The sequence below is a fragment of the Bacillus sp. RC51 genome, from assembly GCF_044908115.1.
Classification (GTDB): Bacteria; Bacillota; Bacilli; order Bacillales; family Bacillaceae_G; genus Bacillus_A; species Bacillus_A mycoides.
In genome coordinates, this window is record NZ_JBIYCW010000016.1 from 72884 (window position 1) to 85988 (window position 13105).

A 13105-nucleotide genomic window follows, 5' to 3' on the forward strand; every position below is an offset into this window, starting at 1 on the left:
TAGAAAGGGGTTATGGATTATGGCGACGTTAAGAACTTGTGATCAAGGACACGAGTACTACAAAGTAGCGATTGTCCAACTTGCCCAACCTGTGAGAAAGAGAGAAAGCCAAAAGAAGGCTTTCTTTCTCTTCTTTCAGCACCAGCAAGGCGAGCGTTAGAGCACCATGGAATTCATACTCTAGAAGAACTTTCAAAGTATAGTGAAAAAGAAATTTTGAAACTGCACGGTATAGGGCCAGCATCTTTACCTAAATTAAGAGCGGATTTAGAAGATAAGGGATTATCATTTCAATAAAGAAAAACTAATCATTAGTGAGGAGTGGCATCTTAACTAATGATTAGTTTATATAATCGAATTGATTATAATATTAAGGAAGGAAGTGCAACACTATGGATTTTGAAACAGTAATGCAAGAGCTTGAAACTCTCGGCAAGGAACGAACTAAAAAAATATACATATCCAATGGTGCAAAGGATCCACTTTTTGGCGTAGCTACAGGTGCTATGAAACCAATCGCAAAGAAAATAAAAATAAATCAAAGTTTAGCTGAAGAGCTGTATGCCACAGGTAACTACGATGCAATGTACTTTGCAGGCATTATTGCAGACCCAAAAATTATGAATGAATCGGATTTTGATCGTTGGATGGATGGGGCGTACTTTTATATGCTGTCCGATTATGTGGTGGCAGTAACTTTATCAGAATCAGATTTTGCACAAGACGTTGCTGATAAATGGATTGCAAGTGGTGACGAACTAAGAATGTCCGCGGGCTGGAGTTGCTACTGCTGGCTTTTAGGGAATCGAAAAGACAATGAATTTTCCGAAAGTAAGATTACCAGTATGCTAGAAGTTGTGAAAAATACAATTCACGATGCGCCAGAACGAACGAAATCCGCTATGAATAATTTTCTAAACACTGTGGGGATTTCATATGTGCCGCTACATGAAAAGGCAGTTGAAACTGCAAAGGAAGTAGGCATAGTGGAGCTAAAACGGGACAACAAAAAAAGCAGTTTTCTAAATGCTTACGAAAGTATTCATAAAGAACTTGATAGAGGAAGACTCGGATTCAAACGTAAATATGTAAGATGTTAAAATTAAAAGAAACAGCCCTAGCTCTACACAAAATAGAGCTAGGGCTGTTTCTTTTTTACGCTGTTCCAATTTGATCTTGGTCTGCTACATCAGAATCAAATGTATTCGTTGCGCTAACACCGCTAAAGGTGTTGACGACAAATCCGACATTGGAAGCCCCAGATCCGTTATAAGCTTTCGTATTTTCTTTTGGAGACACGTTATAAAAATCTCCTAAGTTGAAAGAGCCGTTACTGTTTTGAACGACAAGATTTCCTACAACCGAAGGCATACCATCCACCTACTTTACTAAGCTTTTTAATTACTATATGAATTATTTAGAGGAAGGTTCATCAGTAATAAATTGGCGGATTTGTAGCGTGCGAGAATTATTAAAAACATAGTCAACATTGCCGATTTGGAAGCACGCGGAATTTAAAAGCGTTCGCAAGTGAACATCATTTACTTCAATAAAAGGGCACTCATTTACAATATTTAGTTTTACATCTGTTGTTCGCTTTGGAATTGTAATGTGTTCATCTGTAAAGATTTCAAACGCATCAAAACGACCTTCACCTTTTATATAACAAGGGATTTCTCGATGAACGATAAGCGCTCTATTTTTTAATTCTATTTGATTAGCATCCCCGGCCTGGAAGACAGCTGCAACCCCCATAGAAATGATAGAAACATTTTGTACAACTGAAGTATGACGGAGCATAATTTTTCCTCTCCTCAACCTGGAGTCGGAGGGACATCTGTTACTAATGGTACAAATGGTCCCTCTGTAACGGATTCGAATGGCGTATCAAGAATAGAAGAAAGGATGAGAAGGTTAGCATCTCCAATTAAAAATAATGCGGAAGAAGAAACCCCGTTCATTTTAATCTGCCCTACTTTTAACTCGCGGTTCACAACATTTAAATTCATACATACTTACTCCTTTCGGAAATTACCTGGTATGTGTTGAATAAAGGAAAGAAAGGCTTTGTCAATATCTTGTTTCATTGCTTGAATAATGACGTCTCGTAAATAATCGGGATCTGAGGAAATACCCTCATACGATTGAACTTGTGATAAATAATATGGAAGTCTATGTTCCATCTGTTTTTTTATGTCATCCACCATCATTTGTCGATACATCTCATCAAGCGGCGTTCTCTCTTCTTGTTCAAAATGGAGAATTCGACTATATGCTTCTTCATCTAAATAGCGATGCATTTCTTGAAGGATACCTTGATAAAAATCTGGATTTGTTTCTGTTTCAGGATTTACTTTTAATGTTTCTGTATCCACTTGAAAATCTTCAATTTGTTGACCCTTTGATGAAAATGGATTCAAGCCAATATTTAAAGTGCCGTTTAAATTTTCTACTTTTAATTGATCGAATTTATATTCCACTTTTCCTATAGAAGAGGAGGGACGACTTTTTAACTCATTAAGCTCTTCTTGTAGTAGGCGAACTTGCTCTTCAAGGTTTAGAATAGTTTGCTGCTGTATTTGGAGAGCTTGTTGAAGTTGGTGTAGGTAAGTATATATATCTTGATTCATTTGTGAAACCTCCTTTTCAATAGGGAGGGGAAATATATTCCTGCTATATATTTATGACAAGGATACCTTAAGAAGAACTAGTTGATGGTTTGATGGAAATAATTTGTCCTTTCGCCTGTAATGGACGAAGAGGTTCTGTAAATCCGCCGGAATTTGAGAATTTAGAAAGAGCTTTAATACTACCTGCAGTTCCAATTTGAAAAACGGAAGAGGTCGTAATGCTATCGATTTTAATGCTGTTAATGATGATACTTTGGTTCACATAAAAATTCAATGCAATCGCCCCCTTTAGTTCGAACCAATTATTGCTTGATCAATTACATCTGAATCATTGACGGTCGTTGAGCTTTGATAATTGTAGACAGAGACGTTATCCCCAACATTAAATGAACCGGCTCCGGCAAAAGCGCGTGAATAACTAATAGGCCTAATCGCAAATACATCTCCAATATGAAAAATACCACTTGATCCAATGTTAACGATACGAATATGTCCGACCATAGCTGGCATACAAAACACCTTTCGTTTTTAAAATTTTCTTTTCTACTATTGTATGGGCGTTTTCAATAAAATGTGTATTTTTTCGAAATAAAAGAAACACATACGTTATTGCGTATGTGTTTCGAACATTTGAGTATGTGTGCAATCTGTATGTATAGGCCAAACAACATTTAAGAGCCTGTCCAATTCCTGGCTACAATCTACTGTTTTTTGAGAAGTCATTCCGTAGCGTTCAGCAAAATAGATCATTTTTTCGCGTTTTTTTTCGATAGCTTGCTCAAACATTGAAATCGGCTCCATCTCTCAATAAATTTTATGTATATATGTAGTACATATTATACAAAAATCCCATAAAAAAGAAACATCTTCGCTAAAAAAAGTATAATTTCTACATTTTATGTCAAATAACGGATGAGGAACAAATGTAAGAATGGTTGAATATTGTAAAAATTAGCGTGTATAAGAAGGTTTTTTTCTTAAGGATGCGAATACAATTATAGGGTATGAGTTTTAGGATGGAGAGTGGAAATGTTGCGTTTTGTAACGGCGAAGAAAGAAGAAAAAGTATTTGTAGGTATTGTGGATGAAGAGGAAGAAAAGGTATTACATTTAAGAGAAGCGCAAAGACAAAAAGGGGAAAAGGTTACTATCCCAATTACCATGTTAGAGTGTATTGAAAGAGGAAGCGAATGTCTTGAGAAAGTGTACGATATTGTAAATTGGGCGAAGGAAAATGCGGGATCGGCGTATTATCCGTTAGCAGAGGTGAAAATATTAGCACCGATTCCAAGGCCGAGAAAAAATATTCTTTGTGTTGGAAAGAACTATCGTGAGCATGCGGTAGAAATGGGCGGAATAGAGTCTATCCCTGAAAATATAATGATTTTTACAAAGGCGCCAACAACAGTTATCGGAATTGATGAGCAAATTAATGGTCACCCTCACGCGACGAATGAACTTGATTACGAAGGTGAACTAGCAATCGTTATCGGTAAGCGAGGGAAACAAATAAAAATAGAAAAAGCTCTTGATCATGTTTTTGGATATACAGTTATAAATGATGTAACTGCTCGGGATATTCAAAGGAAACATAAACAATTTTTCCTAGGGAAAAGTTTCGATACATTTTGTCCGATGGGACCGTATTTAATTCATAAATCGATGGTTAGAACGCCGAATGCATTACACATTGAAACAGTGGTAAATGGAGAAGTAAGGCAAACTTCAAATACGAGAGAAATGATTTTTTCAGTAGAAGAAATTATTTCAACTATAAGTAAAGGCATGACATTAGAGCCAGGAGATATCATTGCAACAGGGACACCAGCTGGTGTTGGTAAAGGTTTTACACCGCCGAAGTTTTTACATGCTGGTGATGAAGTTGTTATTACAGTAGAAGGAATTGGTACGTTAAGAAATATAGTGAAATGAAAAAAGAGCTATCTTGTGAAAAGATAGCTCTTTTCTATGGGCGTGGATTAATGGAGTAATCTATGATGGCGAAAATATACAATCCGATTAATGCTAAAGTACAAATTCCAATTAGCATAACTGCAAGTGCGCTTCTCTCACGGCCAAAACCGATAATTGTAAGGAAAACAGCAGCCCAAAATGATGTTTTGAGTAGTGTGAATGTATTAGGAGTTGAATAATGACTGAGTAAAGTTGTAGATAATATGAAGCCGATGAATGTCATAGAAATAAAAATTGTAGCTAAATTATTAATGTGTTTACCGTATTTCAATAGCATACAGTTACCCCCTCTTTAACAGAAAACAGAATATTCAATTTTATTTTACGATAAACTACTAAAAAAAGAAAGAGGTTGTCCTATATTTAGGACAACCTCACTATAATTAAGATAGTACAGCTTTAATTTTTTGGAACGCCCACTCTAAATCTTCTTCAGAGATTACTAGAGGTGGTGCAATACGAATTACGTTTTCGTGTGTTTCTTTACATAATAGACCAGCTGCTTTTAGTTGTTCACAGTAAGGACGAGCTGGCTCGTTTAATTCGATACCGATGAATAAACCTTTACCGCGAATGTCAGTAATCATTGGGTTATCAATTTCTTTTAATTGCCCAACTAGTTTTTCTCCTAATTGAAGAGAACGCTCTGTTAATTTTTCTTCTTCTAATACTTCAAGAGCTGCAATAGAAACAGCACATGCAAGTGGGTTACCACCGAATGTAGAACCGTGAGAACCTGGCTCGAATACACCTAAAATGTCGCTGTTTGCTGCAACACAAGAGATTGGGAATACGCCGCCGCCAAGTGCTTTACCAAGTATGTACATGTCAGGAGTTACATTGTCCCAGTCGCAAGCAAATACTTTCCCCGTACGGCCTAAGCCTGTTTGGATTTCATCTGCTACGAATAAAACGTTTTCTTTTTTACATACTTCAAAAGCTTCTGTTAAGAAACCAGCTGGTGGAATGTTAATTCCTGCTTCACCTTGGATTGGCTCTAAAATGAATGCAGCTGTATTTGGTGTAATCGCAGCTTTTAACGCTTCTAAATCACCGTAAGGAATTACAATAATGCCAGGAAGCATTGGACCGAAGCCGCGCTTGTACTCTTCGTTTGATGACATAGAAACAGCACCCATTGTACGTCCGTGGAAGTTATCTTCACAAACGATGATTTCTGCACGGTTTGCCTCTACCTTTTTCACATCATAAGCCCAGCGACGAGCTGTTTTAATTGCAGTTTCAACAGCCTCTGCACCTGTATTCATAGGAAGTACCATATTTTTATTTGTTAGTTTCGCAACTTTTTCGTACCAAGGACCTAATTGATCGCTATGGAAAGCACGAGAAGTTAACGTCACTCGATTAGCTTGGTCAATTAAAGCGTTAATGATTTTTGGATGACGATGACCTTGGTTTACTGCAGAATATGCACTTAATAAGTCCATATAGCGGTTTCCTTCAGGATCTTCTACCCAAACGCCTTCTGCTTTAGAAATAACGATTGGAAGTGGATGGTAGTTATTTGCCCCGTATGTGTCTGTAAGTTCGATAATATCCTTAGTTTGAATCATGATTGTTCCCCCTTTTGTTATTACAAGAAGTTTGTAAATACTCTAAATATTATAGCATTTAAATATAAAAAAGCGAAACATTTCCTGAAAATAAATGAACATGTTATCATATAGAGTGAAAAAGTGTGAAAAAGAGGAGGCAGGGATACGATGGTACATATGCATATTACAGCATGGGCGTTAGGATTAATTTTATTCTTCGTTGCGTATTCACTTTATTCAGCAGGAAGAAAAGGTAAAGGTTTACATATGGGGCTTCGCCTTATGTATATCATCATTATTGTGACAGGTTTCATGTTGTACATGAGTATTGTGAAGACGGCAACAGGTAGCATGCACATGTGGTACGGCATGAAAATGCTAGCTGGTATATTAGTAATCGCTGGAATGGAAATGGTTCTTGTGAAAATGAGCAAGAACAAAGCAACAGGGGCATTTTGGGGATTATTTATTGTTGCACTAGTAGCGGTATTTTACTTAGGACTAAAATTACCGCTTGGCTGGTACGTATTCAAATAAAAATAAAACCACCTTATAATCTCACATGTTTGGGAGATTATAAGGTGGTTTTTTACTTTATGTCGCATCGATATGTAACTCTTCTCCGTTTACTTTCGTAAATCGCAAAATATTTTTATTAGAGGAAGAGTGGCGTACAAAATGATGCTGCAATGTACAAATCATTTCGTCGTTATCGAATAAAAGAATATTTACTCCTTCACCTGCTTCATCTTTCGGCAAGAATGATAAATAATTATGACAATACATGCAATCATATAAAGAGTAATGAAGCGATTGCAATGATTCGGTTAATAATGTAAAGACAGAGTCAGGTAATTCCTCAAGCCATTCATTATAGCTAAGAAGTAATTTTTTTCGAATTCGTATCATTTCCCCGTTTTGGAGAGAATGTTGTTCATTTGCAATTTGTAATATGTCTTGTTCATAAAAACGAGCTGGTAGCCAATTGTTGTTATATAAAATTTCAAAACCATCTTCAGCAATATCTTCTAATAGAAAAGCCTCATCATTTTCATCATCAAAGAATACCCATTCTTTGTTTATATATTCTACATTACCGACTGTATGAGCGCGCGGTTGGTTATACAAAATATGTTTGCGTTGTATCATAGTTCATTTCTCCTTTTATAGAAATAGTTATTCTTGTTATGGACAGTTCGTACGTTCTTTATAACTAGACACACCTAAAGATAGATGGGCATACAATAAAACACGCTTTACACTGTGAAACTGCTATTCCATATATGGATAGTTAGTTATCGTCAAGTTTGTTGTTTTTATGTATCCGCACTCATAGGGTGGGGATTACTGCACGTTCAGAAACAGATATTAGATTAGGAAGGATGATTCTTATGTGCGGGATTACAGGATGGGTGGATTATAAACGCTCATTAGAAGGGGAAAGGGACATCGTGACGAAGATGGCGGAAACGCTAGCGAAACGCGGTCCAGATGATAATAAAGTTTGGATTAAAGGGAACGTCGCATTTGGGCATAAACGGTTAATCGTTGTAGATCCTGAAGGTGGTAAACAACCCATGACTTGTTTAAAAGACGAAACGAGTTATGCGATTTGCTATAACGGAGAGCTCTACAATACAGAAGATATTCGCAAAGAGTTATTAAGAAGAGGTTATACATTTAAAGGGCATTCCGATACAGAAGTACTATTGGCATCTTATATTGAATGGAAAGAAGAATGTGTCGATCATTTAAACGGTATATATGCGTTTGCAGTATGGGATGAGAAAAATGAAAGAGTCTTTATTGCCAGAGATCGATTAGGTGTAAAACCGCTTTTTTATAAATATGATAGCGGACGATTATTATTTGGTTCAGAGTTAAAAGCGATACTAGCGCATCCAGATGTGAAGGCGGAAGTAACGTTAGAAGGGTTGTCAGAAATATTTGGCCTCGGACCATCTAGAACACCTGGTCACGGTATATATGCTGGTATTCAAGAACTGCGTCCGGGTCATGCAATGACGTTCTCAAAAGACGGTTTATGCATATGGAGATATTGGAATGTAGAAAGTAAAAAACATGAAGATTCATTTGAAGAAACAGTAGAGAAAACTCGTTTTTTATTACAAGATGCGATTACGAGACAATTAGTTTCTGACGTACCACTATGCACTTTTTTATCAGGAGGTGTAGATTCAAGTGCTATCACTGCAATTGCCGCAAAAGAATATGAAAGATCAGGAAAAGGGCAATTACACACGTATTCTGTTGACTATGAAGATAACGAAAAATACTTTAAAGCGAATGCATTTCAGCCAAATTCAGATGCTCCATTTATTCATTTAATGACGGAGACGTTTCAAACAATTCATCATCGCTGCGTCATTTCAAATGAACAACTAGCACAGTATTTAACAGAAGCAGTACTCGTTCGTGATTTGCCTGGTATGGCAGATATTGATTCGTCATTATTATGGTTTTGCCGTGAAATAAAACAAGATTTTGTCGTCGGTTTATCTGGAGAATGTGCAGATGAAATATTCGGCGGTTATCCGTGGTTTTATAGAGAAGATGATTTACAATCAAGTGCATTTCCGTGGATGCGATCTACAGAAGCACGTGAACAACTGCTAAAGAAAGAATGGAGAAATAAATTAAATTTACAACAATATGTACAGCAGCGTTATGAAGAATCCATTCAAGAAGTTCCTATTTTAGAGGGAGAAAGCCCAATTGAAGCGAAGAGACGACAACTATTTTACTTGAACATGGTATGGTTTATGACAACATTATTAGACAGAAAAGACCGTATGAGTATGGGGGCAAGCTTAGAAGTACGCGTTCCGTTTGCAGACCACCGACTTGTCGAATATGCGTGGAATATTCCTTGGGAAATGAAAATGTATAAAAACCGCGAAAAAGGTCTATTGCGTAAGGCGTTAGAAGGATTACTTCCAAATGATATATTATATAGAAAGAAAAGTCCGTATCCGAAAACGCATAATCCGCACTATACGAAAGCAGTAACAGTATGGCTCCAAGATTTATTAACGGATAAAGGCTCAATTTTGCACGAGTTATTTGATAAAGAGCAATTGAGCGGATTGATTAAGTCAGGCGGCAGTGCATTTCAATCGCCTTGGTTCGGTCAATTAATGACTGGGCCTCAGCTTTTAGCTCATTTAGCGCAAATTCACGTTTGGTTTAAAGAGTATGGGGTAAATATTAAAGAATAGGAGAAAGGGCGGCTTACAAAACATATGTAAGTCGCTTTTTTATTAAATGAATTGTCATATAAAATTCAAAATTATATTAGAAATAATATTTATTTAGAATTATTATTTTGACGTATTTATTATTACTTGTTATACTTGGAAACAAATGTTTTTGAAAAAGATTCTCATTTCCAAAATTGAGGTGTTATATAGATGACGAAGAAAATAGGTTTGCTTGTGATGGCGTATGGAACGCCGGAGTCATTAGATGATGTACACTCACATTCATCACGGGCGTAAGCCGTCTGAAGAAGCGCTTCAAAATTTAACCGGACGGTATAAAGCGATTGAAGGAATTTCACCGCTTGCGAAAATAACGAAAGAGCAGGCGCATAAATTAACAGATTCAATGAATAAAATGTTTACAGAGTATGAATTTGTTTGTTGCTTAGGTTAAAAACACATTGATTCATTTAGAATTTTTATATGACAACGATTATGAAGATAAAGTTGTAACTGATGAATTAAATGCCGCATATTTTAGACTAAATATGCCCAATTCACAATCTGTATTTATGGATTGTTTAGCTGAAATTGTTTCCAAAAAAATGAAGGAAATAGTTGACAAGGATTTAATTTTGAATAATAATTAGTTTATAATAATTTTAAATAAATAATAATTACTATGAAAAGAAAGAGGAGGATCCCCCTGATGAATCCAAATAATCGCTTAACAACAAACCAAGGTGCTCCAGTTGGAGATAACCAAAACTCTCGTACAGCTGGTCGCCGTGGACCGGTATTGTTAGAAGACTATCATTTAGTAGAAAAACTTGCTCACTTTGATCGTGAACGTATTCCGGAGCGTGTTGTGCATGCACGTGGTGCAGGTGCTCACGGTGTATTCGTAACGAAAAACAGCATGAAGCAATATACGAAAGCAGCGTTTTTACAAAATGAAGGAACTGAAACACCTGTATTCGTTCGTTTCTCAACGGTTATTCATGGTCAAGGTTCTCCAGAGACAGCTCGTGATCCGCGTGGGTTCGCTGTTAAATTCTATACAGAAGAAGGAAACTACGATATCGTAGGTAACCATTTACCAGTTTTCTTCATTCGTGACGCAATTAAATTCCCAGACATGGTGCATTCTTTAAAACCAGCACCTGATACAAATGTCCAAACGCCAGATCGTTACTGGGATTTCATGACGTTAACTCCAGAATCTACACATATGATGACATGGGTATTTTCTGATTATGGTACACCAGCAAACTACCGTGAAATGGAAGGTTTCGGCGTACATTCATTTAAATGGATTAATGCAGAAGGTAAAATTGTTTACATTAAATATCATTGGAAGCCACAGCAAGGTGTGCGTAACTTAAGTGCAAAAGAAGTCGAGCAAGTACAAGGAAAAGACTTCAACCATGCAACTCGTGATTTATTCGATGCAATCGAAAAAGGAAATTATCCAAAGTGGGATTTACACGTACAAGTAATGCAACTAGATGAAACGGACTCTTTAGACTTCGATCCACTAGATCCAACGAAAGTATGGCCAGAAGATCGTTTCCCATTAATTGAAGTAGGGACGATGACGTTAAATCGTAACCCGAAAAACTTCTTCGCAGAAGTAGAGCAAGTGGCGTTCTCTCCAAGTGCAACTGTAAATGGCATCGAACCATCTGAAGATAAATTATTACAAGGGCGTTTATTCTCTTACCCAGATACACAGCGTTATCGCCTTGGTGCAAACTACTTACAAATTCCTGTAAACTGCCCATACGCAGCTGTTCATAACCAACAACGTGATGGTGCAATGCAAGTAAATCAAAACCCATCTACAGTAAACTACGAACCGAGCCGTCATACAGAAAATCCGGTTGAAGATCGGGCTTACCGCGATTCAACTATGAAAGTAGAAGGCTACGTATCTCGTGAAAAAATTGAGAAACCAAATGACTTTAAACAAGCAGGTGAGCGTTACCGTTCATTCTCTAAAGAAGAACAAGACAACTTAATTGCAAACTTAACAAACGACTTAAAAGACGTAAATGAGCGCACGAAATTATTAGCTGTTTGTAACTTCTTCCGTGCAGATCAAGAGTACGGCATGCGTTTAGCTGGGGCGTTAAATGTTGATATTACGCAGTATGTAGGGAATGTTCCGAAGTAAATAGGAAAAGACGACTGTTAAACGGTCGTCTTTTTTTGTGTAAAAGATGTTATACTTTTGTCGAAAAAATTTTACATATAAGAGGTGTATTTTATGAATGTTGCTATTTTTATTCGTAGTATTTGCTATTGTAAAAATGTTTATAACAATCGGGAAACAGGGTGATGAGCGCGCCGCGTTTATAAAAAATAAAGCGATGGCTGAGACGTTTCAAATTGCGATGGGGTTAATGGTACTTGAGATGATACCTTTTATTTATCATCGGTTTAATGAAACGGTAGGGACACCGTTTAATCCAGTTCGCTTTTTAGCTGTAATAGCGATTGCGTTTCTTATTATATTAAGCTTGAACAAAAGTAAGTACGGTGATTCATAAGTTGTGCAGAGGTATTTCTCGTTTGAGTTACGTAGAATTTTGCAGATAAATCGATATGTTGTGTCGAAAAGTCGATATAATAGAAGGAAACGATCGGTATATTTAAAAAATCGTTGATATATTTTCTATAATACTAGATGGGGTATACATGAGCGTAAATGCGAATAAATTATATGTATAAATTTCGCTATATAGCAAAAACGATAAGTGTAATAATTTCCTTTTACTTAGTAAAACTAAGTGGCCTGAGTTCTACATCAATAGGAACTCAGGCTTTTTTATGCGAAAAATTTATGAAGTCTTTTTGGAATAAAACTTAGGACAAGAAAGAGTGCGATTTCACCTAAAATAGCGACAGTAATATTGAATAAGAAGGTGCGGAAATTTACAGTGATGTGATTGAGGATAGCGTATTTCCAGTAGGATAAGCTCATGAAAATCACTCCTTATAGTGTTTTTTATAGTATATAAAAGTTGTTTCGTAAAAGTGCATGTCCTTGTTTATAATTTGTAAAAATACAAAATGAATTCTCAACAAAATCTCAACAATTGAGTAAGAAAAGTTTATGGAATATATTACTTATCCCATTACGTAGAAATAGAAGTATTTACAAAATAATCTTCAGAATTAACATAAAATTTACAAAAAACTAATAAATTGTTGAAATAACACAAACAAAAATATATACTCTTTATATACTTTTTACAAAATAAGGGATGTGATGAAATGGTTTACAAGGTTACTTAATTGTATATGAATTGTTCGTTTTAAAGATTCGAAATAACTTTAAGTGAGGAGAAATGAATATGTTTCGATTTATGAAATCTCCAATTGGTATAGCGATTGGGGTAGCAGCGGTTATATTGGCATCACCAAAAGCAAGGAAAGGATTACGAAAACTAGCAGTAAAAACAGTATCAGCTTTTCTTGGTGCGAAAGAACAAATTCAAAGTGCTGGTTCAGAAATGGAAGAAGCTTTACCAAAAGTGAAAGAAGCGGCACGTAAAGTGGCTGTGAGAACAGTATCACCAATTTTAGGAGCGGTAGAAGCTGTTCCAAATACAATTTCTAAATTCCAGGAAAAATGGGTTTCTCGTGTAAATGCGTATCATTCTGAGCAAAATATAGATTATGAAAATTTGCCCGTCAGTCCTTAAGTACCACATGAGCA

General features: G+C 36.3%; 17 protein-coding genes and 2 pseudogenes. 9 read left to right on the forward strand and 10 right to left on the reverse strand.

The features are described 5' to 3' along the window. Window positions 1–19 precede the first annotated feature (19 nt). Both ABH959_RS24720 and ABH959_RS24725 read left to right on the forward strand, forming a co-directional pair. Window positions 20–297, forward strand: a pseudogene (locus ABH959_RS24720) (RNA polymerase alpha subunit C-terminal domain-containing protein). Window positions 298–392: 95 nt separating this feature from the next. Then, window positions 393–1100, forward strand: coding sequence for a DNA alkylation repair protein (locus tag ABH959_RS24725; RefSeq protein ID WP_404491211.1), 708 nt, complete (start codon window positions 393–395; stop codon window positions 1098–1100). A gap of 55 nt (window positions 1101–1155) precedes the next feature. On the opposite strand, the gene gerPF is transcribed toward ABH959_RS24725, so the two are convergent. From gerPF to ABH959_RS24760, 7 genes are all read right to left on the reverse strand, one after another. Further along, complete coding sequence (gene gerPF, locus ABH959_RS24730; RefSeq protein WP_001141570.1) at window positions 1156–1371, reverse strand: spore germination protein GerPF; 216 nt, start codon at window positions 1369–1371, stop codon at window positions 1156–1158. Between the two features lie 42 nt (window positions 1372–1413). Next, window positions 1414–1800: a spore germination protein GerPE gene (locus ABH959_RS24735; RefSeq protein ID WP_219301620.1), complete on the reverse strand. Its 387-nt coding sequence runs from the start codon at window positions 1798–1800 to the stop codon at window positions 1414–1416. 14 nt (window positions 1801–1814) lie between these two features. Beyond that, window positions 1815–2009 carry a spore germination protein GerPD gene (gene gerPD, locus ABH959_RS24740; protein ID WP_001052805.1) on the reverse strand — a complete coding sequence of 65 codons (195 nt, stop codon included), beginning with the start codon at window positions 2007–2009 and terminating at the stop codon, window positions 1815–1817. A 6-nt stretch (window positions 2010–2015) separates the two neighbouring features. Further along, on the reverse strand, window positions 2016–2630 hold the full coding sequence (gene gerPC / locus ABH959_RS24745; protein ID WP_002064204.1) for a spore germination protein GerPC: 615 nt from the start codon (window positions 2628–2630) through the stop codon (window positions 2016–2018). 67 nt (window positions 2631–2697) lie between these two features. After that, complete coding sequence (gene gerPB / locus ABH959_RS24750) at window positions 2698–2904, reverse strand: spore germination protein GerPB (RefSeq protein WP_001012506.1); 207 nt, start codon at window positions 2902–2904, stop codon at window positions 2698–2700. Between the two features lie 14 nt (window positions 2905–2918). Further along, window positions 2919–3140 (reverse strand): spore germination protein GerPA, encoded by a 222-nt coding sequence (gene gerPA, locus ABH959_RS24755; RefSeq protein WP_001111190.1) that lies wholly within the window; start codon window positions 3138–3140, stop codon window positions 2919–2921. A gap of 96 nt (window positions 3141–3236) precedes the next feature. Further along, window positions 3237–3416 carry an aspartyl-phosphate phosphatase Spo0E family protein gene (locus ABH959_RS24760; protein ID WP_002087032.1) on the reverse strand — a complete coding sequence of 60 codons (180 nt, stop codon included), beginning with the start codon at window positions 3414–3416 and terminating at the stop codon, window positions 3237–3239. A gap of 243 nt (window positions 3417–3659) precedes the next feature. On the opposite strand from ABH959_RS24760, the gene ABH959_RS24765 reads away from it, so the two are divergent. Then, complete coding sequence (locus ABH959_RS24765) at window positions 3660–4562, forward strand: fumarylacetoacetate hydrolase family protein (RefSeq protein WP_404491210.1); 903 nt, start codon at window positions 3660–3662, stop codon at window positions 4560–4562. A gap of 34 nt (window positions 4563–4596) precedes the next feature. Here the strand turns inward: ABH959_RS24765 and ABH959_RS24770 are convergent, their stop codons facing one another. Together ABH959_RS24770 and rocD are read right to left on the reverse strand one after the other, a co-directional pair. Next, window positions 4597–4881, reverse strand: a complete 285-nt coding sequence (locus ABH959_RS24770; protein ID WP_404491209.1) for a hypothetical protein — start codon at window positions 4879–4881, stop codon at window positions 4597–4599. Between the two features lie 106 nt (window positions 4882–4987). Next, on the reverse strand, window positions 4988–6178 hold the full coding sequence (gene rocD, locus ABH959_RS24775) for an ornithine aminotransferase (RefSeq protein ID WP_219301624.1): 1191 nt from the start codon (window positions 6176–6178) through the stop codon (window positions 4988–4990). A gap of 150 nt (window positions 6179–6328) precedes the next feature. Here rocD and ABH959_RS24780 point away from each other — a divergent pair, with 150 nt between their 5' ends. Then, the gene (locus ABH959_RS24780; RefSeq protein WP_404493318.1) at window positions 6329–6697 is read left to right on the forward strand and encodes a YisL family protein; all 369 of its coding nucleotides are present in this window, start codon (window positions 6329–6331) and stop codon (window positions 6695–6697) included. A gap of 57 nt (window positions 6698–6754) precedes the next feature. On the opposite strand, the gene ABH959_RS24785 is transcribed toward ABH959_RS24780, so the two are convergent. Next, window positions 6755–7309 (reverse strand): DUF2777 domain-containing protein, encoded by a 555-nt coding sequence (locus ABH959_RS24785; protein WP_242309824.1) that lies wholly within the window; start codon window positions 7307–7309, stop codon window positions 6755–6757. A 242-nt stretch (window positions 7310–7551) separates the two neighbouring features. On the opposite strand from ABH959_RS24785, the gene asnB reads away from it, so the two are divergent. From asnB to ABH959_RS24810, 5 genes and pseudogenes are all read left to right on the forward strand, one after another. After that, window positions 7552–9399 (forward strand): asparagine synthase (glutamine-hydrolyzing), encoded by a 1848-nt coding sequence (gene asnB, locus ABH959_RS24790; protein WP_404493319.1) that lies wholly within the window; start codon window positions 7552–7554, stop codon window positions 9397–9399. A gap of 192 nt (window positions 9400–9591) precedes the next feature. Beyond that, a pseudogene (locus ABH959_RS24795) lies at window positions 9592–10031 on the forward strand (ferrochelatase). A gap of 59 nt (window positions 10032–10090) precedes the next feature. Beyond that, window positions 10091–11557, forward strand: a complete 1467-nt coding sequence (katB, locus tag ABH959_RS24800; RefSeq protein WP_113937656.1) for a catalase KatB — start codon at window positions 10091–10093, stop codon at window positions 11555–11557. A 97-nt stretch (window positions 11558–11654) separates the two neighbouring features. Next, window positions 11655–11933, forward strand: a complete 279-nt coding sequence (locus ABH959_RS24805; RefSeq protein ID WP_113937657.1) for a hypothetical protein — start codon at window positions 11655–11657, stop codon at window positions 11931–11933. Between the two features lie 807 nt (window positions 11934–12740). Further along, window positions 12741–13091 (forward strand): YtxH domain-containing protein, encoded by a 351-nt coding sequence (locus ABH959_RS24810; RefSeq protein ID WP_002087015.1) that lies wholly within the window; start codon window positions 12741–12743, stop codon window positions 13089–13091. The last annotated feature ends 14 nt before the right edge of the window (window positions 13092–13105 follow it).